The 21,858-nt window shown below is 62.9% G+C and carries 17 protein-coding genes; 6 read left to right on the forward strand and 11 right to left on the reverse strand.

Annotated features, from left to right (window positions below):
* Positions 1–12: 12 nt before the first annotated feature.
* The gene (locus I2H38_RS14310; protein WP_196272541.1) at positions 13–1,029 is read right to left on the reverse strand and encodes a 2-hydroxyacid dehydrogenase; all 1,017 of its coding nucleotides are present in this window, start codon (positions 1,027–1,029) and stop codon (positions 13–15) included.
* 22 nt (positions 1,030–1,051) lie between these two features.
* Positions 1,052–2,266, reverse strand: a complete 1,215-nt coding sequence (locus I2H38_RS14315) for an MFS transporter (protein ID WP_196272542.1) — start codon at positions 2,264–2,266, stop codon at positions 1,052–1,054.
* Positions 2,267–2,590: 324 nt separating this feature from the next.
* Between I2H38_RS14315 and rimO the strand changes: the two genes are divergently transcribed.
* Entirely contained in the window at positions 2,591–3,907 is a 1,317-nt protein-coding gene (gene rimO / locus I2H38_RS14320; protein WP_196272543.1) for a 30S ribosomal protein S12 methylthiotransferase RimO, read from the forward strand.
* 6 nt (positions 3,908–3,913) lie between these two features.
* On the opposite strand, the gene pncA is transcribed toward rimO, so the two are convergent.
* The 5 genes from pncA to I2H38_RS14345 form a co-directional block, all read right to left on the reverse strand.
* Positions 3,914–4,558 (reverse strand): bifunctional nicotinamidase/pyrazinamidase, encoded by a 645-nt coding sequence (pncA, locus tag I2H38_RS14325; RefSeq protein ID WP_196272544.1) that lies wholly within the window; start codon positions 4,556–4,558, stop codon positions 3,914–3,916.
* 63 nt (positions 4,559–4,621) lie between these two features.
* Positions 4,622–5,698 carry a BMP family ABC transporter substrate-binding protein gene (locus I2H38_RS14330; RefSeq protein WP_196272545.1) on the reverse strand — a complete coding sequence of 359 codons (1,077 nt, stop codon included), beginning with the start codon at positions 5,696–5,698 and terminating at the stop codon, positions 4,622–4,624.
* Positions 5,699–5,790: 92 nt separating this feature from the next.
* Positions 5,791–6,708, reverse strand: coding sequence for an ABC transporter permease (locus I2H38_RS14335; RefSeq protein ID WP_196272546.1), 918 nt, complete (start codon positions 6,706–6,708; stop codon positions 5,791–5,793).
* Positions 6,705–7,781 carry an ABC transporter permease gene (locus I2H38_RS14340; protein WP_196272547.1) on the reverse strand — a complete coding sequence of 359 codons (1,077 nt, stop codon included), beginning with the start codon at positions 7,779–7,781 and terminating at the stop codon, positions 6,705–6,707. Before I2H38_RS14340 ends, I2H38_RS14335 begins: the two co-directional genes overlap by 4 nt.
* Positions 7,771–9,318, reverse strand: a complete 1,548-nt coding sequence (locus I2H38_RS14345; protein ID WP_196272548.1) for an ABC transporter ATP-binding protein — start codon at positions 9,316–9,318, stop codon at positions 7,771–7,773. The genes I2H38_RS14340 and I2H38_RS14345 overlap by 11 nt, the downstream gene beginning before the upstream one ends.
* A gap of 207 nt (positions 9,319–9,525) precedes the next feature.
* Between I2H38_RS14345 and I2H38_RS14350 the strand changes: the two genes are divergently transcribed.
* The gene (locus I2H38_RS14350) at positions 9,526–10,731 is read left to right on the forward strand and encodes a UbiH/UbiF family hydroxylase (protein WP_196272549.1); all 1,206 of its coding nucleotides are present in this window, start codon (positions 9,526–9,528) and stop codon (positions 10,729–10,731) included.
* Between the two features lie 7 nt (positions 10,732–10,738).
* Here the strand turns inward: I2H38_RS14350 and I2H38_RS14355 are convergent, their stop codons facing one another.
* Positions 10,739–11,707: an AEC family transporter gene (locus I2H38_RS14355; RefSeq protein ID WP_196272550.1), complete on the reverse strand. Its 969-nt coding sequence runs from the start codon at positions 11,705–11,707 to the stop codon at positions 10,739–10,741.
* Between the two features lie 211 nt (positions 11,708–11,918).
* Here I2H38_RS14355 and hspQ point away from each other — a divergent pair, with 211 nt between their 5' ends.
* On the forward strand, positions 11,919–12,248 hold the full coding sequence (gene hspQ, locus I2H38_RS14360) for a heat shock protein HspQ (protein WP_196272551.1): 330 nt from the start codon (positions 11,919–11,921) through the stop codon (positions 12,246–12,248).
* Between the two features lie 107 nt (positions 12,249–12,355).
* On the opposite strand, the gene I2H38_RS14365 is transcribed toward hspQ, so the two are convergent.
* Positions 12,356–13,123, reverse strand: a complete 768-nt coding sequence (locus tag I2H38_RS14365) for an invasion associated locus B family protein (protein WP_407664077.1) — start codon at positions 13,121–13,123, stop codon at positions 12,356–12,358.
* Between the two features lie 219 nt (positions 13,124–13,342).
* Between I2H38_RS14365 and I2H38_RS14370 the strand changes: the two genes are divergently transcribed.
* Both I2H38_RS14370 and I2H38_RS14375 read left to right on the forward strand, forming a co-directional pair.
* Positions 13,343–15,145 carry an extracellular solute-binding protein gene (locus tag I2H38_RS14370; protein WP_196272552.1) on the forward strand — a complete coding sequence of 601 codons (1,803 nt, stop codon included), beginning with the start codon at positions 13,343–13,345 and terminating at the stop codon, positions 15,143–15,145.
* Positions 15,146–15,286: 141 nt separating this feature from the next.
* Entirely contained in the window at positions 15,287–15,622 is a 336-nt protein-coding gene (locus tag I2H38_RS14375) for a hypothetical protein (RefSeq protein ID WP_196272553.1), read from the forward strand.
* Positions 15,623–15,792: 170 nt separating this feature from the next.
* On the opposite strand, the gene mfd is transcribed toward I2H38_RS14375, so the two are convergent.
* Together mfd and I2H38_RS14385 are read right to left on the reverse strand one after the other, a co-directional pair.
* Positions 15,793–19,314, reverse strand: a complete 3,522-nt coding sequence (mfd, locus tag I2H38_RS14380) for a transcription-repair coupling factor (protein WP_196272554.1) — start codon at positions 19,312–19,314, stop codon at positions 15,793–15,795.
* A 26-nt stretch (positions 19,315–19,340) separates the two neighbouring features.
* A complete protein-coding gene (locus I2H38_RS14385) occupies positions 19,341–19,637 on the reverse strand; it encodes an FAD assembly factor SdhE (protein WP_196272555.1) in 297 nt (98 codons plus the stop codon).
* Between the two features lie 90 nt (positions 19,638–19,727).
* Here I2H38_RS14385 and recG point away from each other — a divergent pair, with 90 nt between their 5' ends.
* The gene (recG, locus tag I2H38_RS14390; protein WP_196272556.1) at positions 19,728–21,845 is read left to right on the forward strand and encodes an ATP-dependent DNA helicase RecG; all 2,118 of its coding nucleotides are present in this window, start codon (positions 19,728–19,730) and stop codon (positions 21,843–21,845) included.
* Positions 21,846–21,858 lie beyond the last annotated feature (13 nt).

A 21,858-nucleotide genomic window follows, 5' to 3' on the forward strand; every position in this document is an offset into this window, starting at 1 on the left:
CGTGATGTCCGGTCAGCGCGGGTCCCGCGCGAGCTTCTCCACGGAGACTTCATGGACCGCCCGGCCGCTCCTCTCGAACGCGGTGATGTTGGCGAGCGTCGTCTCGGCAATGCCGGTCAGGGCTTCCTTGGTGAAGAAGGCCTGATGGCCGGTGATGAGCACATTGGGGAAGGTCAGCAATCTGGCGAAGACATCATCACTGATAAACCGATCGGAAAGATCCTCAAAGAAGAGGTCCGCCTCCTCCTCGTAAACGTCCAGCCCAAGGCTGCCGATGATCCCCTCCTTCAGCCCCCGGATGACCGCCTGCGTATCGATGACGGCTCCGCGGCTGGTGTTGATCAGCATGATACCGCGCTTCATCTGCTTCAACGCGTCGGAGCCGATGAGATGATGTGTCGCCGGAGTGAGCGGACAGTGAAGGGAGACGATGTGGGAGGACGATAGAAGCTCCTCCATCGAGCCATAGCGCACGCCCAAGGCCTCGCAGTTCGGGTTCGAACGAGGGTCATGGGCGAGAACCTTGCATCCGAACCCGGTAAGGATTTTCGCCACGACCTCCCCGATCTTGCCGGTTCCCACCAGCCCGACGGTCTTGCCATTGAGATCGAAGCCAAGGAGCCCTTCCAATGAGAAGTTGCCCTCTCGTACCCGGTTATAGGCCCGATGCGTTTTCCGGTTGAGGGTCAGGATCAGCGCCAGCGTGTGCTCGGCAACCGCGTGAGGCGAATAGGCTGGCACCCGCGCCACCGTGACCCCCTCACGACGCGCGGCCTCCAGATCGACATTGTTGAAGCCCGCCGAGCGTAGGGCGACAAGCTTGATGCCTTTTGACGAGAGGCGGGCGAGGACATCCGCATCGACCTCATCGTTGACGAAGACGCACACCGCCTGCGCACCAGCGGCGAGTCCCTCGGTCGCGGGAGACAGGCGCGCATCGTAATACGACAGAACGTGTCCCAAGCCGGTGTTTGCGGCGTCGAGAAAGCGACGGTCATAGGGCTTGGTACTGAAGACGGCGACGCGCATTGGAACACCTCGTAACGCCGGCTCAAGGCGGCTCCGGCTTTGCGGTGGAACCGAAGTGCAACAGAAGAAAACCGGTCAGCGCGACCACCGTGAAAGCCGCACCGGCCAGAAAGGTGGCCATGGGACCGTAGACGTCCCATAGGGCACCCGCGATCATACTCGCCGCGAGCAGGACCAATCCGGCGATCAGGTTGAAGATCCCGAACGCCGTCCCTCGCAATTCCGGAGGTGCAGTGTCGGCTACGAGGGCGGCAAGCAACCCTTGCGTAAACCCCATATGCAGGCCCCAGAATACTACCCCCACCATGACGAGTGGAATTGTTTGGCCGAGCGCCAGGATCAGATCGGCAACGATGAGAAATCCAATTCCGACCGCGAGCACGCCCTCGCGCCCCAACTTGTCGGAGAGAAGTCCGGCGGGATAGGCCGCGAGCGCGTAGACAATGTTCATGACCACCATCACGGTCGGGACCAACGCCAGCGGCAGGCCCACATTCCGGGAGCGGAGCACCAGGAAGGCCTCGCTGAAGCGGGCGAGGGTCAGGATCGCGGCCACCGCGACCACGGCCCAGAACGGACCGGACAGGCGCTTCACGTCGGAGAGACGCAGGCGCGGCCTCGTCTCCTCCTTATGGCGAAGGGGCTCCTCCACGCCGAACACCATGAGGCCAAACGCGATGAATGCGGGCGGAACGGCGATCCAGAACACGAAGCGGAAGTCGTCCGAAGTCAGCAACATCAATCCGATTGCAGCCAGGGGGCCAAGGAACGCCCCGACCGTGTCGAGCGACTGGCGCAGCCCGAAGCTCGCACCGCGCAAATCAGCCGGCGCTATGTCGGCGACGAGGGCATCCCGGGGAGCGTCGCGGATCCCCTTGCCCACCCGGTCGAGGAACCGGGCCGCAACCAGCCATGCAACCGTGCTCGCCAGCGGAAAAACAGGCTTGGTGAAGGCCGCGAGACCGTACCCGATCACCGCCAGGAGTTTGCGCTTCCCGAGCCAGTCCGAGAGAGCCCCGGAGAAGACTTTCGTGACATTGGCCGTCGCCTCCGCGATGCCCTCGATGACCCCGACAGTGAGCGTGGAAGTCCCGAGGACCGTCACGAGATAGACCGGCAAGAGCGCATGGATCATCTCGGAGGAGATATCCATGAACATGCTCACCAGCCCGAGCGCCCAGATGCCGCGCGGAATTTGAGAGAGGCTCGAGGTCGAGAAGGTCGCGTTCGTCTTCATAGAGACGCCCTTCCGGTCCACGGTTCCGGAGCCGGGTAACCCATCCAACGACAAGTCTACGACCGCGCACTTCCGGCGTCAAAATCACACCCCGCTCCCCGCGGCGTCCGGTCGGATGACGGGGCGGTCGTCGTGGATACTTGTCTGCGCTCCGAAAGGGTGCTACGGGGGTCAAACCGACGAGCGTGAAAAACCCTTTAATTGTCAGCGTTTAGCGACGACGGTCGGAGACGTTACCTCTCCGCCATGATTTCGCGCCGATCCGGCCTTAGGCGGGCGCCTTTGGATGTCAGTGAAAACCTTTGAAGTAAGTGGATTTGGCGGATGAATGCTCCCGCGCCCAAAGTCTCGTTCGTGTCCCTGGGTTGCCCGAAGGCCCTGGTCGATTCCGAGCGCATCATTACCCAGCTCCGCGCTCAAGGTTACGAGCTGACCAATAAGCACGTCGGCGCGGATGTGGTGATCGTCAACACCTGCGGCTTTCTCGACAGCGCCAAGGCCGAGTCCCTCGAGGCCATCGGCGAGGCCATGGCGGAAAACGGCAAGGTCATCGTGACCGGCTGCATGGGTGCCGAACCCGAACAGATCCGCGACCAGTTCCCGAACGTCCTGGCGATCACCGGGCCGCAGCAATACGAGACCGTCGTCACGGCGGTCCACAAGGCCGTGCCCCCGGCGCACGATCCCTTCGTCGATCTCGTGCCGCCCCAGGGCGTCAAGCTCACGCCCCGGCATTATGCCTATCTCAAGATTTCCGAAGGCTGCAGCAACCGCTGCTCCTTCTGCATCATCCCCAAGCTGCGCGGCGATCTCGTCAGCCGGCCGGTCGGAGATGTGCTGCGTGAGGCCGAGAAGCTGGCGAAGGCCGGCGTCAAGGAACTCCTGGTCATCTCCCAGGACACCAGCGCCTACGGCCTCGATATCAAGTATCAGCCGAGCATCTGGAAGGACCGGGAGGTGCGCACGCGCTTCTTCGACCTGTCGCGGGAACTGGGCGACCTCGGCATGTGGGTCCGCATGCACTACGTCTACCCCTACCCGCACGTGGACGAGGTCATTTCGCTGATGGCCGAGGGCAAGATTCTTCCGTATCTCGACATCCCCTTCCAGCACGCTTCACCTTCGGTGCTGAAGGCCATGCGCCGCCCGGCCCATCAGGAAAAGACCCTGGACCGGATCCGCAAGTGGCGCGAGATCTGCCCGGATCTCGCCATCCGCTCGACCTTCATCGTCGGCTTCCCCGGCGAGACGGAAGAGGATGTCGCTTTCCTGCTCGACTGGATGAAAGAGGCCAAGCTCGACCGGGTCGGCTGCTTCCAATACGAGCCCGTGAAGGGCGCGCCCGCCAACGAGATCGGCAACGCCGTGCCGGATGAGGTCAAGGAAGAGCGCTGGCACCGCTTCATGCAGACGCAGCAGAAGGTCAGCGCCAAGATCCTCAAGGCCAAGGTCCGCAAGACTTTGCCGGTCATCATCGACGAGGCCGGGCCGACGGTCGCCAAGGGGCGCACCAAGTACGATGCGCCGGAGATCGACGGCGCAGTCTACGTCGCCTCAGCCAAACCGCTGCGCGCGGGCGAAATCGTGGACGTCAAGATCGAGCGGTCGGATGAATACGACCTGCACGGGACGGCAATTTAAGAAGCCTTAAGAACCGACGATCTGAGCGCTGTTGATGGTGTGAACGCCCGCAGTCTTCAGATCGTCCAGAGCCCGCGCGAGCGATCCGTTCGCGTTGATAGCTCGGGACGCATCCTCGATCAGATAGGTGTCGAACCCGGCGGCCTTTGCGTCGAGGGCCGTCCAGGCGACGCAGAAATCCGTGGCGAGGCCCGCGACGAAGACACGGTTGAACCCGCGCTCGCGCAGGTATCCAGCAAGCCCGGTGCCGGTCTTGCGGTCGGCCTCCTTGAACCCGGAATAACTGTCAATCTGAGAGTTGTGCCCTTTGCGGATCACGAGTTGCGCATGCGGAATATCGAGTTCGCGCGCAATCTCGGCTCCCCGCGTGCCTTGGACGCAGTGATCGGGCCACAGAACCTGCGGGCCATAAGGCAATTCGATCATCTCAAAGGGTTTTTTGCCCGCATGGCTGGAAGCGAAGGAGGCATGTCCCTTCGGGTGCCAGTCCTGGGTCAACACCACATGGCGGAAGGCTTTCGCCATTTTGTTGATGGGCGCGATGACCGCGTCGCCGTCCGGCACGGCGAGCGCGCCGCCGGGCAAAAAGTCATTTTGGACATCGACGACGATGAAGATGTCGGTTTCCGTCGGCTTCAGCGGCGCATTCATAGGCCACCCTCATGAAAAAAGGCAGCCGATCGCTCGGCTGCCTCGTTGTGAAAACGCTGTCGCTTATTGCGGCAGCTTGTCGTCGATGCCCTTCACATAGAAATTCATGCCGAGCACCTGCTCGTCGGACAGAGCACCATTGCCCTTGCACTCGACCTGCGAGCCGTCCTGCTTGAGAACAGGGCACTTGAAGGGGTTGAGCTTGCCGGACTTGATGGCGGCCTCGGTCTCCTCGGCCATCTTCTTCACGTCGTCGGGCATGTTCTTGTAGGGGGCCATCACGACCGCGTGCTGAGCCAGGCCGTCCCAGGTGTCTTCCGACTTCCAGGTGCCGTCGAGAACGGCCTTGGTGCGGGCGACGTAATAGTCGGACCAGTTGTCGATGATGGCGGTCAGCTGGGCCTTGGGCGCGAACTGCGCCATGTCGGAGGCTTGGCCGAAGCCAAACTTGCCGCGCGCTTCGGCAGCCTGCAGCGGAGCCGGGCTGTCGGTGTGCTGGGCGACCACATCCACGCCCTGGTCGAGCAGAGCCTTGGCCGCGTCAGCTTCCTTCGCCGGGTCGTACCAGGAATTTGCCCACACAACCTTGATCTTGATGTTCGGGTTAACCGACTGGGCGCCGAGGAAATACGAGTTGATGCCCGCGACGACTTCCGGGATCGGGAACGCGCCGACATAGCCGATCGTGCCTGACTTCGACATCTTGGCGGCGATCTGGCCGATGATATAGCGGCCCTCGTGGAACTTCGCCGCATAGGTCGAGACGTTGGGCGCGCGCTTGAAGCCCGTGGCGTGCTCGAACTTAACGTTGGGATACTTCTTGGCGACTTTCAGGGTCGGCTCCATGAAGCCGAAAGACGTCGTGAAGACCAGGCCGTGGCCGGTGCGGGCGAGCTGCTCGATGGCGCGCTCGGAATCGGCCTCCGGAACGCTCTCCACATAGGTCGTCTCGACCTTGTCGCCGAAGGCCTTCTCGATGGCTTTGCGGCCGACATCGTGCTGATGGCTCCAGCCGTAATCGCCGACAGGGCCCACATAGATGAAGCCGACTTTCAGCTTCTGCTGAGCGGCTGCGCCGCCCGCCGACAGCGCCAGAGCCGTAGCTCCCGCCAAAGCGCCGATGAGACTCCGTGAAAACATAGTCGCTCCCCTCAGGTTTAGATTCCGGTCATCCGTTGCAGGTCCGGGCACTCCTGGCAACTGCCCTGATGCCCACATTATCACCGCTTTGATTATCGGTCAGGCACGAAAGGCGCACCCAGCGAACCGGGGGCCCCAACAGCTCTGCCGTGACGAAGCGACAGGAGCAGAAGGGCCAGAATCGTCGCCAGATACGGCACCGCCGACAGAAGTTGGGACGGCACGCCGAACTGGGCCGCCTGGGCATGAAGTTGCAGGACTGTCGCCGCACCGAAAATATACGCGCCGATCAGGGCCCAACCCGGCCGCCAAGCTGCGAAGACCACCAGCGCCAGCGCGATCCATCCGCGACCAGCGGTCATGTTCGGGGACCAGAAGCGCGTATAGACGAGCGACAGATAAGCCCCGGCCAAGCCGGAGCAGGCCCCACCGAACAGGATCGCCAGAAACCGCATCCGCCACACCGGCAACCCAAGCGCATGGGCCGAAGCGTGGTTCTCGCCGATGGAGCGCAGCGTCAGTCCGGAACGGGTCTTCGTGAGGTAATACGCGACGGCGACGGTGAGCGCGATGGAAACGTAGACGAAGAGATCCTGCCCGAAAAAGAGGCGACCGACGATGGGCAGATCGCTCAAGCCGGGAATGGAGATGGGTGCCACTGGATCGCGGCGCGCACCCACGAACGGCGCGCCGATGAGGCCGGAAAGCCCAAGGCCAAGGATCGTCAAGGCGAGGCCTGAGCCCACCTGATTGGCGGCGAATCCGAGCACCACGAGCGCGAAGAGGGCTGACATCAATGCGCCCGCGAGGATGCCTGCACCGACACCGAGGAGGGTGGAATCGAACGTGACGGCGGCGGCGAAGCTGCAGGCCGCGCCCATCGCCATCATGCCCTCGACGCCGAGATTGAGGACGCCGGACCGTTCCGTCACCAATTCGCCGAGAGCGGCGATGAGCAGCGGCGTGGAGGCGGTGACGATGGTCAGCAGAATGGCTTCGAAAGTGGTCACTTGCGCCCTCCCCGTGTCACGAACCGAATGCGGTGGCTCACCAGGGCATCCGCCGAAAGCACGCAGAGCAAGAGAATGCCTTGGAAGGCCTGCGTGAGATCGAGCGGCAGTTTGAGCAGGATCTGCGCGCTCTCTCCGCCGATGAAGGTCAAAGCGACAACAAGCGATGCGACAAGAATGCCGATGGGGTTGAGCCGTCCGAGGAAGGCGACGGTGATCGCCGTAAATCCGTATCCGGGCGAGATCGATGGCTGCAACTGCCCGATCTGGCCAGAAACCTCGCTGATGCCCGCGAGGCCCGCGAGACCGCCTGAAATCGCAAACACGGCCATCGTCGTGCGCTTGGCGTTGAACCCGGCAAAACGGGCCGCGCGGGGCGCATCCCCCGTGAGTTTGAGGCGATAGCCGAAGAGGGTTCGGCCGAGCACGATGGCAGTCACGAGGACTGCGACCAGGGCGAAGATCGTCCCGTAATGGACGCGGCTTCCCTCGCCCAGCAGAGGCAAGGTCGCGGCCGGGTCGAACGTCACCGATTGCGGGAAGTTGAAACCCTTCGGGTCACGCCAGGGCCCGCGCACCAGATAATCGAGAACAAGCTGCGCCACATAGACAAGCATAAGGCTGGTCAGGATCTCATTGACGCCGAACCGGGTTTTCAGGAAGGCCGGGATGAGGCCGTAAAGAGCCCCGCCCATAATGCCGAGAACGAGCATCGCCGGCATCACCCAGAAGCCGGCGTCCGTTCCATGGGTCTTGAGCGCCAGCCAGCTGCCGAGGATCGCTCCCATGACATACTGGCCTTCCGCGCCGATGTTCCAGAAATTGGCCCGGAAGCAATAGGACAGGCCAATGGCGATTAACGCGAGCGGCGTCGCTTTCACCAGAAGCTCTTGCAGCGCCCACGGATCGCTCAAGGGTTGGCTGACGTAGACCTGGAACGCCGCGATCGGCGAACGGCCCATGAGCCAAATGACGAGGCCGGCAATCAGGAAGGCCGTGACGAAGGCCGCGACCGGCGCGAGCGTCCTCATGACAGGCGAGATCGTGGGGCGGGGCGTCAGCTCAAACCGCATGGGCCGCCCCTTGAGATTGCGCGACGCCAAGCATTTCGAGGCCGACCGCTTCCTTGGTCCATTCGTTGATCGGTTTAAGCGCGCTCAAGCGGCCTTGGTGAATAACCGCCATCCGGTCCGCGACCTCGAACAACTCATCGAGGTCCTGGCTGATGACCACCACCGCGCTGCCTTCGCCCGCAAGATCGACCAGCGCCTGACGGATCAGCCGTGCCGCGCCCGCATCGACGCCCCAGGTCGGTTGATCGACGACGAGGAGTTTTGGATGGCGGATGATTTCCCGGCCGATGACGAATTTTTGCAAGTTGCCGCCGGACAGCTTGCGCGCCTGAGGGTCACCGTCCGGCGCGCGGACATCGAAGGTTTTGATGATCGCGCGGGCGAGCCGCTTGGCGGCATTGAGCAGGATGAAACCTGAGCGGCTGACTTCCGCCGCTGCATGGGAAATGAGCGTATTCTCGCTCAAGCGATGCGTCGGCGCGGCCGCGTGCCCCAAGCGCTCCTCGGGCACAAAGGCAGCGCCGAGACGGCGGCGGCTGTCGATATCGACCCCGCCACAGCTCTTGCCCGCGATGACCACGGCCTCGGCCTTATCGGCCAGCCGCTCGCCGGACAAAGCCGCGAACAGCTCGCTTTGACCATTGCCCGCGATGCCCGCGATGCCGACGATTTCGCCCGCCTTGGCGATCAGGTTGATGTCGTCCAGCGCCTGCCCGTGCAGGCCGCCTGACGGCATGGAAAGATGCCTCACCGTCAGCATTTCACCTTTCGGCACATGAGGCGTGCCGGTGCGGACTTCTCCGACCTCGTTGCCGACCATCAGCGCCGCGATATCCCTTGCGCTGCGCTCGCGCGGGTCGATCGAGGCGACGAATCGCCCTCCCCGAAGAATCGTCGCGCTGCGGCAGAGACGGCGCACCTCTTCCAACTTGTGGGAAATATAGAGGATCGCACAGCCATCCGCCGAGAGCTTGTCCAGGGTGACGAAGAGATGTTCGGCCTCCTGCGGGGTCAGAACGGAGGTCGGCTCATCGAGGATCAGCAGTCGAGGGTTCTGAAGCAGGCAGCGGATGATCTCGATGCGCTGCCGCTCACCCGCCGAAAGGGTCCACACGGCGCGGTCCGGTTCCAGAGCCAGCCCGTAAGCCTGGCTGATGTCGCCCAACTTGCTGCGGACGGTGGCGAGGCTCCAATCGTCGGAAAGGGCGACGGCGATGTTTTCCGCAACGGTCAGCTCGTCGAACAGGGAAAAGTGCTGGAAGACCATCCCAAGACCAAGAGCCCTCGCCTCGACCGGGGACGACAGGAAGACCGGACGGCCCTCCCACAGGATCTCACCGGCGGTGGGCTCGATGACACCGTAAAGTATTTTCACCAGCGTCGACTTGCCCGCCCCGTTTTCGCCCAAGAGAGCGTGAATTTCACCGGGTTGAATGGCAAGGTTGATGCCGTCATTGGCCAGAAGATCGCCGTAGCGCTTGCTGATTCCCTTAAGTTCGACGAGGGGCGGTCCCGAGGGTGAAACGTCTGCCTGCACGCACTACGCTCTAACTTGAAGGGTTGAGGACGGCTAAAGACATAAGAATCTTGGATGATCGACCGGGTGGTCTCGAATAAAAACCGCCCAGGATCGACATTACCGAGTGGACCAATCATAGGGATTTGCCACGTAGGTCGGCAATGGCGAATGCATGGTTTATTGTGAGTCTGCAATCCGTCCACAGCTTGGTCGTGAGAGAAGCCGGTGACTGAAGACATTTATGACATCGCCATCGTCGGGGCGGGAGCGGTCGGCATCAGCGCCGCCCTCGCCTTCGCCCGCGACGGCTTCAAGACGGTCCTCGTTGGAGGCCTCGATGCGCGACGGGACGGCCGAACGGTCGCCCTTCTCAACGGATCAGTCCGATTTCTCGAAGCACTCGACGTCTGGCCCGCGATCAGCGCCGAGGCGGCCCCCCTCGAAACCATGCGGATCATCGACGATACGGGAAGCCTCTTCCGGCCGCCTCCGGTCGCCTTCACGTCCCGCGAAATCGGCCTCGATGCCTTCGGCTGGAATATCGAAAACGCCACGCTCGTCGAAAAGCTCACGGCCGCGGCGAAGGATTACGATTGTCTGACGCTCCTCGCCCAGCAGGCGACGGGCTTCGAGGTCGATGAGGCTGCAGCCTCCATCACGTTGGTGACCGGCGAGACACTCAAGGCCCACCTCGTCGTCGCGGCCGATGGGCGGAACTCGAAACTGCGCGAGATCGCTGGGATCGAGGTCAAGACATGGTCCTATCCGCAATCGGCGGTGACGGCGATTTTGGCCCATGAGCGGGATCACCGCGAGACCTCGACCGAATTTCACACCCGTCACGGCCCCTTCACCCTCGTCCCGCTGCCGGGGCGCAGATCGAGCCTCGTCTGGGTGACCAGTTCGGAGGACGCTCAGCGTCTCGCCGCTCTCGACGACACCGCCCTCGCCCGCGCCATCGAGCGGCAGGCGCAGTCGCTTCTTGGCGCCATGCGTATCGATGGTCCGCGCGGTCTCGTGCCCATGAGCGGTCTATCCGTCAGCCGCTTCCAGTCGCCCCGCATGGCCCTCGTCGGCGAGGCGGCCCATGTCTTCCCACCCATCGGGGCGCAAGGCCTGAATCTCGGTTTTCGCGACGTCGCCTCCCTCCGCGATGCGGTCGTGGATGCGCACGACAACGGCCACGAGCCCGGAGTCGATGAGACGTTGCGCCAATACCAACGCGGCCGCGATCTCGACGTGCGCCTGCGGTCAGCCGCCGTTGACGGCCTGAACCGCACGCTCCTCTCAGGCATGATCCCGGCCGACTTCCTGCGAGGAGCGGGACTTCTGGCGATCAGCAATATCGGCCCGCTGCGGCGGGTCGTCATGAAGGAAGGCGTCCTTCCGCATGTGGGGGCGCCCCGTCTGATGCAGGGCGTCGCTGCCTGAATGCGATCTAGGGGAACAGGTCGTAGGGCAACGCGCCAATGCTGATCACGTAGAGAAGCACGGTCAGGGTCGCCATCGAAACAAGCGTTCCGATCAGCACGCAGGCCGAGGCACGCTCGACCCCGACATTGTACTGGGTCGAGATGACGAAGATGTTCAAGGCGGGCGGAAGCGCCGCCATCGTGATCGCCGCATAGGTCCAGGTCGGTCCGAAATCGCCGACGGCCGACAGCAGCACCCACACGAAGAGCGGGTGCAGAATCAACTTGATGAAGACGAGCGCCGGAACTTCGCCGGGGATGCGGAGCAAGGGCCGCATCGCAACCGTCACGCCAAGGATGAACAGGGCACAGGGAGCCGCCGCCCCTGACAGCCAAGTGACCATCTGGTTGAGCGCCACCGGCAATTCGAGGTGCAGATAGCTCGCGGAGACGCCCAACGCCGACGCGACGTTGAAGGGGTGCGTCACAACCCTCCAGATAATCCGCCGGATCGTCGCACCGAGGCTGAGTTTCTCGACCCCGGCGACGGACATGAGAAGCGGCACCAGGGAAAACAGCAGCAGATTGTCGAACACGAAGATCAGTACGACGGGCGCGCTAGCCGCCTGACCGAGCGCCGCCAGGATCAGCGGCGGCCCCATATAACCGATATTGGAATAAGACCCGGCCACGCCCTGCATGACGGATTGCGGAAGATCCCTGGTGTGCCGCCATCCGGCAGAAAACGAGAGCACAAACGCGCAGAATGTCGAGAGCGTCGTGGCGGCGACGAATGACCAGTTCGTCAGTTGATCGAGCGGCTTGTCGGCAATGAGCCGGAAGAACAGGCACGGCAGAGCCACGTAGATGAGGAAGAACTGCATCCAGGCGAGCCCGGATTCGGGTTGTTTGACCATCTTGCCGCAGAAAAAGCCGAGGCCGATGAGGCCGAAAAAGGGGGCGAGCAGATTGAAAAGCCCGATCAGGTCGGACATCGCGGGCTCCGAGGACGCGGAAAACGGGGGCAAGCTCTTCTGCCAAGCTTCCCACGATGGGACAATCCCGCCTGTCGGGAGCCTCCTAGTCCGAAAACGCAACACTCCTTCAGCGAAATCCGCCGCTTCCCCGCGATCTCTCGATTGTGACGTGGTGTCATTTGGAGATGGCGGCCCCGATCGCTATATGCGGGTTTAGGAGTGCATCCCCATGAAAGCGAGTTCAGCCAAATTCTCGATCGGCCAAGTGGTCAGGCACCGGTTATTTGAATTCCGGGGGCTGATTTTCGATGTCGACCCCGAATTCGACAACACGGAGGAGTGGTGGCTCGCGATCCCCGAAGAGATTCGGCCTCCCAAGGAGCAGCCGTTCTATCATCTCTTCGCCGAGAATGCCGAAACCGAGTATATCGCCTACGTTTCCGAGCAAAACCTTCTTCTCGATCACTCGAGCGAGCCGCTGCGCAATCCCTTGATCGGAGAAATGTTCACCTTGGATCAAAGCGGCCTGTACCGCGCCAAGCCGATCCTTACGAACTAGAGCATCTTCCGCGCAAGCGGGAACCGGTTCTGCGTGAGAACGCGCTCTTGAAAACGAAAACGCCGGGCGTTGAGCCCGGCGTTTGTCATCTGATCTGGAAGTCGAGCTCAGGGCTTCGGAGCGGCCGGAGCTGCGCCCGCCGGAGCGGCAGAATTTCCGAGCTGCTTACGGAGTTCCTCGCTCTTCTTCTCGAGTTCTTCCTGAAGCTTCTTCTGCTGCTCTTCGAGCACCTTCGGGTCGATCGCCGGGCCGTCGAAAGCCTTGCCGAAGCCGGCGGCGGGAACCGCGAAGGTTACCAGGCGGCCAGCCTGATTCTGCACGCTGACGTTCAAGGAAGAGCCCTTCTTGAGGGCGGCGATGAAGTCGTCCTTCACCGGAGCTTCAGCAAAGCAGCCGTTGGGGAAGCAGACCGCGTATTTGCCGTCGGTCGGCTGGCCCTGGTCAACCGCGAAGCGGATGCCGGGCTGCAGGAGCAGACCGAGCGGCATCAGGAAGCGCACGATCTTCTGCGCCTGCTGGCCCTTCACGTCGTAGAGGGCCACGGCGAGGACGGGCTGGCCCTGATCCGACACGAAGTCGCGGGTGGTGTAGCAGATCTCGGAGTTCGTACCCTGGTCCTTGCCGCAGACTTTCGTCCATTCCGGCTGCGAAGGCTCTGCCTTGACCTGAACGACCATCGGGCCGTTACCCTGCGGGGGCTGGCCGGGCTGCGCCGGAGCGGGCACAGCGGGCTTCGGTTGGGCGGCGGGAGCGGCGGCAGGTGCAGCCGGGCGCGGCGCGGTCTGCGCCAGAACGGGTGCGCTCACGAGAAGGGCCATGGCGGTCGCCAGGCCACGGGTGCCCCCGAAGCTCGCGAGGCGGGACGCGAATGACATGTCGTAGATCCTCTTCAGTCGGAAGGACGGCTCTCGAATGGGCCGTATGGCTCGGCGCGGTTCGTAACCTTCAATGGAACGGTGAATCTTTGCCGATTAGGGCGAAGACATGACGTGTGGGGCTCCTTTAACCTTTCATGGGCTATGTTTCCAGTCGCTCGGGCCAACTTTCTTTATAATATCCAGCCTGATAAATCGCCGTTTAAGGCCAGGAGCGCCATGGGCTTCCATCTTCGTCGCGTATTTGGGATATTCACAGTTATTGCCGTGGCTGGCCTCGGGCTAGGTTCCGCGCCGAAGGCGGATACGCTGCGGCACGGCATCGCCATGCATGGGGAGCCGGCTCTTGCTTCGGGGTTCGACCACCTCCCCTACACCAATCCGGACGCGCCGAAAGGTGGCCGAATCACTCTCGCGCTGCAAGGTTCCTACGACAGCCTCAATCCGCTGATCGTCCTGGGCGTCGCCCCGGACGTGGTGCCGCGATACGTGCTGCAAAGCATGATGCTGCGCTCGCTCGATGAGCCCTTTACTGTGTATGGGCTTGTCGCCCGCTCGGCGGAGATGCCGGACGACCGTAGTTCCGTGACCTTCAATCTCGACCCGAGGGCCCGCTTCTCCGATGGCAAGCCGCTCACGGCGGAGGATGTGCGCTTCACCTTTGAGCTGTTGAAGAAGGACGGCAAACCCTTCCACCGGTCGAGCTTTGCTCAGGTGAAGGCCGTTCAGGTCGAGAATCCGCAGCGTATCCGCTTCGACCTCTCCGGTTCGAATGACCGGGAATTGCCGCTCATCATCGCAACCATGCCCATCTTCCCGGCCCATGCGACGAACCCGGAGACCTTCGCGAAAACCACCCTGACGCCGGCGATCGGTTCGGGGCCTTACGCGATCACGGAGGTCAAGCCGGGCGAGAGAGTCGTGCTGACCCGCCGGCACGACTATTGGGGTGAAGATCTGCCGGTCACGCGCGGGCTCTATAATTTCGAAGAGATTCGGTACGATTTTTATCGCGATGCCAATACTTTATTCGAGGCTTTTAAGGCAGGACTTTATGATTTTCGGATCGAAGGCGACCCCGGTCGCTGGGCCACGGGTTACGACATCCCGGCAGTGACAAGCGGCCGTGTCGTCCGAGAAACCGTGCCGATCCGGCTGCCGAAGGGTATGAACGGCTTCGTCTTCAATACGCGCCGCGCGCATTTCAATGATCCTCGAATCCGCGAAGCCCTTGGCTACGTCTTTGATTTCGATTGGGTGAACCGCAACCTGTTCTTCGGCCTGCTGACGCGATCCGACAGCTACTTCGCGGGATCCGACCTGTCTTCGGCCGGGCGGCCCGCGAATGAGCGAGAGCGCACGCTTCTGGAGCGGTTTCCGGGCACCGTCACAAAAGAAATTCTCGAAGGCAAATGGTCGCCCTTCTCGTCCAACGGATCGGGTCGCGATCGCGAGGCCGCGCGCCGCGCGCTTGCCCTCCTCGGCGAAGCAGGCTGGACCCTGGACAATAACGTCCTCCGCAAGAAAGGGACCGGCGAGCCATTCGTATTCGAAATGCTGGTCAATTCCCGCCCGCAGGAACGGCTCGCGCTCAATTTCGCTCAAACCCTGATGCGGCTGGGTATCGAGGCCCGCGTGCGCCTTGTCGACGATGTCCAATATTGGCGTCGATTGGCGCAGTTCGATTTCGACATGATCCAATGGGTCTGGCCGGTCACAGCATCGCCGGGGAACGAACAGCGCAACCGCTGGAGTTCATCCGCAGCCAAGAGGAGCGGCTCGGCGAACTATTCGGGAGCAACCAATCCGGCGATAGACGCCATGATCGATGCGATTCTGGAGGCAAAGAGCCGCGGGGATTTCGTGTCGGCGGCGCGCGCGCTCGATCGGATTTTGCTGTCCGGTTTCTATGTGGTGCCGCTATTTTACATCGGGGATCAATGGCTTGCCTATGATAGCAACCTCAAGCACCCGCCGCAGACACCACTTTTCGGAACAAACATCGATTTCTGGTGGCGTTAGCCGCAGCGCGCCGGATTATGAAACAAAAGCACGCAAACCGTTGAGCTTGCGTTCAGGCTGGGAGTGAAACAAGGATCCCTGTGAGGCGTTAAAGGACACGCCGTCCATCTTTGCCATCACGTGTCGCCGCAGGGTATCGCTATGAACGGATTGCAGAAAATTCTGGTCGTCGATAACGGCGAGCGCGCTTGCGAAGGCGCTCTGTCCGTGGAACTCGCCGAGTTGGGATTTGCAAGCGTAACCACGCCTCTCGAAGCGGCGGACGAGGTTCTTGCCACCATGCCGAGCCCAGTCGCCGTTCTGCTGCAGATGCCGCGCCGCGCTGATTTGTCTGAACGTCAGCGTTTCCAGGATCTGGCCCGCCGCCTCCGTAAAACGCTGTCGTCGAGCGGCGTGCCGGTCATTCTGACCGCCGGAATGACCGGCATCGCCTCGGTCCTTCAGAACGAGCTCGGGGCCCACGCCGTCGGCCTTTAATTCATCTGGAGAGCAGTCCGAAGGCCGCATTTTCGATGACAGTCGGGGTTTCGTCGGTCACGAAATAGGCCGAATGTCCGCGACTGTGCCCGCGCCTGATAGACGGCAACCGTAACCTGGAACCGCCCAGGGCCCATCGGGGATGGGGCCCGGAAAGGCTTCGATCATCGTCAGGCGGCTTTCTTCTCCGCGATGCGCACGAGGCTGCGCAGAATCGTGGTTGAGGCTTTGATCCGCTCATCCGGCGTTTCGACATCGCGGATGAAGACGATCTTCATGTCGGGCCGCACCTTGGCGAAAGAGGCTTGCTCGGCGACATAGGCCACGAGCCCGTTGGGGTTGGCGAAGGAATTGTCGCGGAAGGAGACAATGATGCCCTTCGGGCCGCCATCGACCTTCTCCACATTGGCGCGGCGGCAGAGCACCTTGATCGCCATGATCTTGAGAAGCTGATCGACCTCGGACGGCAAAGGCCCGAACCGGTCGATAAGCTCCGCGCCGAAGGAATCGATCTCCGCATCCGTCTCCAGGGTCGACAGGCGGCGGTAGAGCCCGAGGCGCAGTTGCAGATCCTGCACGTAGCTTTCCGGAATCATCACCGGCGAACCGACCGAAATCGTCGGCGACCATTGATCCTCGGCCGGCTCCTCGATGCCCGCCTTCAATTGGGCCACGGCCTCCTCCAGCATCTGCTGATAGAGCTCGTAACCGACCTCCTTGATATGGCCCGACTGCTCCTCGCCCAGGAGATTGCCTGCGCCGCGAATGTCGAGATCGTGCGTCGCGAGCTGGAAGCCTGCGCCCAGGGTATCGAGGGTTTGCAGAACCTTCAGACGGCGCTCGGCCTGAACCGTCATCGGCTTGTTCGCGGGCACGGAGAACAGCGCATAGGCGCGCGTCTTCGAGCGCCCGACGCGGCCACGGAGCTGATAGAGCTGCGCCAAGCCAAACATATCCGCCCGGTGGACGATGAGCGTGTTCGCGGTCGGAATATCGAGGCCGGATTCCACGATCGTCGTCGAGAGCAGGATGTCGTATTTGCCCTCATAGAACGCGGTCATGACATCTTCGAGCTGACCCGCCGCCATCTGGCCGTGCGCGACCGCGACCTTCGCCTCCGGTACTTCCTTGTCGAGGAAGGCTTTGACATCGCCGAGGTCATCGAGACGCGGCACCACATAGAACGCCTGCCCTCCGCGATAGCGTTCGCGCAAAAGCGCCTCGCGGATCAGCAACGGATCGAAGGGTGTGATGAAGGTGCGCACCGCCAGACGATCGACCGGCGGCGTCGTGATGAGCGAAAGCTCGCGCACCCCGGTCAGCGCCAGTTGCAGCGTGCGCGGGATCGGCGTCGCCGAGAGGGTCAACACGTGCACCTCGGCGCGCAATTCCTTCAGGCGCTCCTTGTGGGTCACGCCGAAATGCTGCTCCTCGTCGACGATGATGAGGCCGAGGTCCTTGAATTCAATGGACTTCGCGAGCAGGGCGTGGGTTCCCACGATGATGTCGACAGAGCCATCCGCAAGGCCCTGCTTCACCTTCTTCATCTCAGCGGCGGGCACAAAGCGGGAAGCCTGAGCAACGGTGAGCGGCAGGCCACGGAAGCGCTCGGAAAAGGTCTTATGGTGCTGGCGCGCCAGGAGCGTCGTCGGCACGACGATGGCGACCTGTTTGCCGTTCATCGCCGCGACGAAAGCGGCGCGCAAGGCAACCTCGGTCTTGCCGAAACCCACATCGCCGCAGACGAGGCGATCCATCGGGCGGCCCGAGGCCATGTCATCAAGAACCGCGTCGATGGCGTTGAGCTGGTCCTCGGTTTCCTCATAAGGGAAGCGGGCAGAGAACTCGTCATAGAGCCCTTCCGGCGGCGTCAGGCGCGGCGCTTCCTTCAGGATGCGCGCGGCGGCGATCTTCATCAGCGCACCGGCCATCTCGCGGATGCGCTTCTTGAGGCGCGCCTTGCGCGCCTGCCAGGCTCCGCCGCCGAGCTTGTCGAGCTGGACCTCCATCTCCTCCGACCCATAGCGGGTCAGGAGTTCGATGTTTTCGACGGGCAGGAACAGGCGGTCGCCGCCCGCATAGTGAAGCTCGAGGCAATCATGTGGCGCGCCCGCTGCCTCGATGGTCTTCAGTCCCTCGAAGCGCCCGATGCCGTGATCCACATGCACCACAAGATCGCCGGGGGTGAGCGCCGCGACCTCGGTGAGAAAATCCTGCGGACGCTTCGCCTTGCGCTTTTGGCGCACGAGGCGGTCGCCCAGAATATCCTGCTCGCTGATGACGGCGAGATCGCCGGCCTCGAAGCCGGATTCGAGGCTCCAGACACCAACCGGAATTTCGTTTCGCGGATAGGCCATGGCGTCGGAAAAGCGCGCGATGGGTCTGGTTTGCCTTAAGTCGTGATCCTGCAGCACGTGGGTGAGACGCTCGCGCGAGCCATCTGACCACGCACCCAGGATTACGCGTTTACCCGCCTTTTGCAGGTCGCGGATATGGCCGATGACGGCCTCGAATACATTCGCGTTTTCGTCCGCCCGCTCGGCGATGAAGTTGCGGCCTCGGCGCGCGTCGCAATCGATAACGTTGCGCCCCTCGCCGGCTGGAACGGCGAATGGGGTCAGGCGCGCGAGGGGAAGACCGGCCGTCCGCCCGGCCCATTCCTCGGGCTTGAAATAGAGCGCATCCGGTGCGAGCGGCCGATAAGGCGCGACGCCGGGCTGGTTCTGGCCCATGCCCTCGCGCCGTGCATCGTAGTAATCCTTGACCTGAGACAACCGTTCAGCGGCAGCATCATCGGCCAAGGCATCGAAAATCACCGGAATGCCGGGCACATAATCGAGCAGCGTATCGAGGCGGTCATGGAACAGGGGGAGCCAATGCTCCAGACCGGGATAGCGCCGCCCCTCACTGATCGCCTCATAGAGCCGGTCGTCGCGGGTCGGTGCTCCGAAAGCCGCGATATAAGCCTGACGGAAGCGCTTGATGCTCTCGGTGGTGAGTTGCACCTCGCTCATGGGAACGAGATCGAGCGAGCGCAGCGTGCCGACCGTACGCTGCGTCTCCGGGTCGAAGGCGCGGATCGATTCCAGCGCGTCGCCGAAGAAATCGAGGCGGACGGGATTGGGAAGACCTGCCGGGTAGAGATCGATGATGCCGCCGCGAACCGCGTATTCGCCGGTATCGCGGACGGTGCCGGTGCGTAGGAAGCCGTTGGTTTCGAGCCAGCTCACCAGAAGCGTGGTGTCGACCACATTGCCGGGCGCAGCTGAAAACGTCTCCGCCGCGATGCGGGCGCGAGGCGGCACGCGCTGGACCAGGGCGTTCACTGTCGTCGAGAGAATGCGCGGGCGATCCTCGGAGGTCTTGGAGCGCGCCAGCCGTGCCAGTGTCGTCATGCGTTGTGCCGTCACGGCGGCGTTGGGCGACACCCGGTCATAGGGTTGGCAATCCCAGCCCGGGAACGGCAGAATCTCGATCTCAGGCGCGATGAAGCCGAGGCTGTTGGCGAAATTCTGCTGCCTCTGCCCATCGCGGGCGACGTGGACCAGTACGGCCGGCCCCTCGACATGACCCGACAAGCCCCGCGCCAGATCGCCGATGGCGAGCGCATCGAAGCCGTCCGGAACGCTGGACAGCGTTAGACTCTCGCCCTTCTTGAGGGCTTCCAGGGCGCGGATCAAAGCAGACTTCATGGCGGATAGTCGGGTCTCTGGGAAGGTCAGACGTGGATCGGCGAGGTGTGCGAATGAAAGGCTTTCAGGCGGTGGAAAAGGGGCGTGTCGTAGTTTTCCGGCGTCTGCGCCTCCCCGGTGATCCAACCGAGCAGATCGCGATCAAGAACCTCGATCAGCCGCTCGAACTCGGCCAAATCCTCTTCGGACAGGTTCGAGATCTCCGCATCGGCGAAGCGGCCCATGATCAGGTCCATCTCCCGCATGCCCCGGTGCCAGGCGCGAAAGAGAATCTGTCGACGCCGGACATCGAGCTCGGCGCTGGTCCGTGTGGTCCCGCTCATGAAGATGCTCCTAATGGGTTGAGGATGGCGTCGCCACAAGGCGGCTTCGCCGCTATATAAACATCTCAACCTGACTTACTACCCGTTTGAATGTCATTGCGCCCCTCCATCCTCGACCCGCTTTTTGCTCCGGCCACCACGCTCCCCGGCGTCGGACCCAAAATCGCGCCCCTGCTGGACCGCCTGCTGGGCGAGCCCGGCCGCCCGGCGCGGGTCATGGACCTTCTGTTCCATATCCCGACCGGGGGTATTACCCGGGAGATGAAGGGCTCCATCGCCGATGCACCCATCGGCGAGCCAGTGACGCTAGCCGTGACCGTCGTCGCGCACCGCCCCCCGCCTCCCGGCCGCCGCGCCCCCTATCGCATTCTCGTTGAGGATGAGACCGGCGATGTGGTTCTGGTGTTCTTCAACGGCCACAAGGCCCGGCTTGAAAAGCTGCTGCCGGTTGGCGAGCGGCGCTATGTCTCGGGCAAGATCGAGCTGTGGGATACCACCCGTCAGATGGTCCACCCGGACCGGATCTTGGACGAGCGCGGGATCGCGGATCTGCCACCGGTCGAGGCGATCTACGGCCTGACAGAGGGAATCTCTTCCCGCATGGTCGGACGCTATATCGGGGCCGCCTTGGACAAGGTGCCGCGTCTGCCCGAATGGCAGGACGCCGCGTGGCTGGAGCGAAACGCCTTGCCTGATTTCGGCGCTGCGCTCCTCGCCCTTCACAAGCCGGGAAGCGCTGCGCAGGTCTCCGAGGAAGCGCTTGCCAAATCGGCCCAGCGCCGACGCCTCGCGTATGACGAATTGCTGGCCTCGCAACTCGCGCTTGCCCTGGTCAGAAGCCGCATGCGCCGTCTGCCGGGGCGCGTGAATGCAGGCGACGGGCATCTGGTCGGGAAACTAAAGCGTGCCCTGCCCTTCGGCCTGACGGGATCCCAAGCTCAAGCCATCGAGGACATCCGCCACGATCTCGTCGCGGACAAGCGCATGCTGCGCCTCCTCCAGGGCGATGTGGGCTCAGGCAAAACCGTGGTCGGGCTTCTTTCCATGGCGAGCGCCATCGAGGCCGGACGTCAGGCGGCTCTCATGGCCCCGACCGAAATCCTTGCGCGCCAGCATTTCGAGCGGATTGCGCCCCTTGCCCGCGATGTGGGCCTGACTATCGCGCTCCTCACGGGGCGCGATAAAGGCGCGGAGCGCAAAGCCGTTCTGGCGGGGCTCGCGGATGGCAGCATCCAGATCATCGTCGGGACCCATGCTTTGTTTCAGGAAGGCGTCGCCTTCCATGATCTGGGACTTGCGGTCGTTGATGAGCAGCATCGCTTCGGCGTGCATCAGCGGCTCGCGCTCGGGTCAAAGGGTGAGGCCGTCGACATTCTCGTCATGACCGCGACGCCGATCCCGCGCACCTTGGCGCTCACCTATTTCGGCGACATGGACGTGTCGGTGCTGAGCGAGAAACCGGCGGGCCGCAAACCCATCGCGACCAAGCTGATCTCCATCGAGCGGCTGGACGAAGTGATCGGCGCCATGGGGCGGGCGCTAGAGAACGGCGATCAGGTCTATTGGGTCTGCCCGCTCGTGGGAGAATCCGAGACGGTCGACCTCGCGGCCGCCGAGGAGCGCCATGAGCAGCTCAAGAGCATCTTCGGCGATCAGGTCGGCCTCGTACACGGCAAGCTTGCGGGCAAGGACAAGGACGCCGCCATGGAGCGGTTCGCCCGCGGCGAAACCAAGATCCTTGTCTCGACGACCGTCATCGAGGTCGGCGTGGACGTGCCGCAGGCCACGATCATGGTCATTGAACACGCGGAGCGGTTCGGCCTCGCGCAATTGCACCAGTTGCGCGGCCGTATTGGACGCGGCTCGCGCGCCTCGACCTGCCTGCTTGTCTATAAGGGACCGCTCGGACAGACCGCCCAGGCGCGGCTCGAAATGATGCGCGAGACAGAGGATGGCTTCCGCATCGCGGAGGAAGATTTACGCCTGCGCGGCGAAGGCGAGGTTCTGGGCACTCGCCAGTCAGGCTTGCCCGGGTTCAAGCTCGCACGCCTGGAGGTGGACGGTGAGCTTCTTTCCGCCGCGCGTGACGATGCGCGCCTGATCGTCGAGCGAGATCCCGAGCTGACCAGCGAGCGCGGACGCGCCTTGCGCGTCCTGCTCTACCTGTTCGAGCGGGATTCCGCGATCCGCCTGTTGCGGGCGGGGTAGAGGCAGCGTTTTT

This window comes from Microvirga alba, from assembly GCF_015694465.1.
Lineage (GTDB): Bacteria > Pseudomonadota > Alphaproteobacteria > Rhizobiales > Beijerinckiaceae > Microvirga > Microvirga alba.

Coding starts and splice junctions, on each gene's coding strand:
- I2H38_RS14310 (WP_196272541.1), bottom strand. CDS start 1,029: ATGCGCGTCGCCGTCTTCAGTACCAAGCCCTATGACCGTCGCTTTCTC.
- I2H38_RS14315 (WP_196272542.1), bottom strand. CDS start 2,266: ATGAAGACGAACGCGACCTTCTCGACCTCGAGCCTCTCTCAAATTCCG.
- rimO (WP_196272543.1), top strand. CDS start 2,591: ATGAATGCTCCCGCGCCCAAAGTCTCGTTCGTGTCCCTGGGTTGCCCG.
- pncA (WP_196272544.1), bottom strand. CDS start 4,558: ATGAATGCGCCGCTGAAGCCGACGGAAACCGACATCTTCATCGTCGTC.
- I2H38_RS14330 (WP_196272545.1), bottom strand. CDS start 5,698: ATGTTTTCACGGAGTCTCATCGGCGCTTTGGCGGGAGCTACGGCTCTG.
- I2H38_RS14340 (WP_196272547.1), bottom strand. CDS start 7,781: ATGCGGTTTGAGCTGACGCCCCGCCCCACGATCTCGCCTGTCATGAGG.
- I2H38_RS14355 (WP_196272550.1), bottom strand. CDS start 11,707: ATGTCCGACCTGATCGGGCTTTTCAATCTGCTCGCCCCCTTTTTCGGC.
- hspQ (WP_196272551.1), top strand. CDS start 11,919: ATGAAAGCGAGTTCAGCCAAATTCTCGATCGGCCAAGTGGTCAGGCAC.
- I2H38_RS14365 (WP_407664077.1), bottom strand. CDS start 13,123: ATGTCATTCGCGTCCCGCCTCGCGAGCTTCGGGGGCACCCGTGGCCTG.
- I2H38_RS14370 (WP_196272552.1), top strand. CDS start 13,343: ATGGGCTTCCATCTTCGTCGCGTATTTGGGATATTCACAGTTATTGCC.
- I2H38_RS14375 (WP_196272553.1), top strand. CDS start 15,287: ATGAACGGATTGCAGAAAATTCTGGTCGTCGATAACGGCGAGCGCGCT.
- mfd (WP_196272554.1), bottom strand. CDS start 19,314: ATGAAGTCTGCTTTGATCCGCGCCCTGGAAGCCCTCAAGAAGGGCGAG.
- I2H38_RS14385 (WP_196272555.1), bottom strand. CDS start 19,637: ATGAGCGGGACCACACGGACCAGCGCCGAGCTCGATGTCCGGCGTCGA.
- recG (WP_196272556.1), top strand. CDS start 19,728: ATGTCATTGCGCCCCTCCATCCTCGACCCGCTTTTTGCTCCGGCCACC.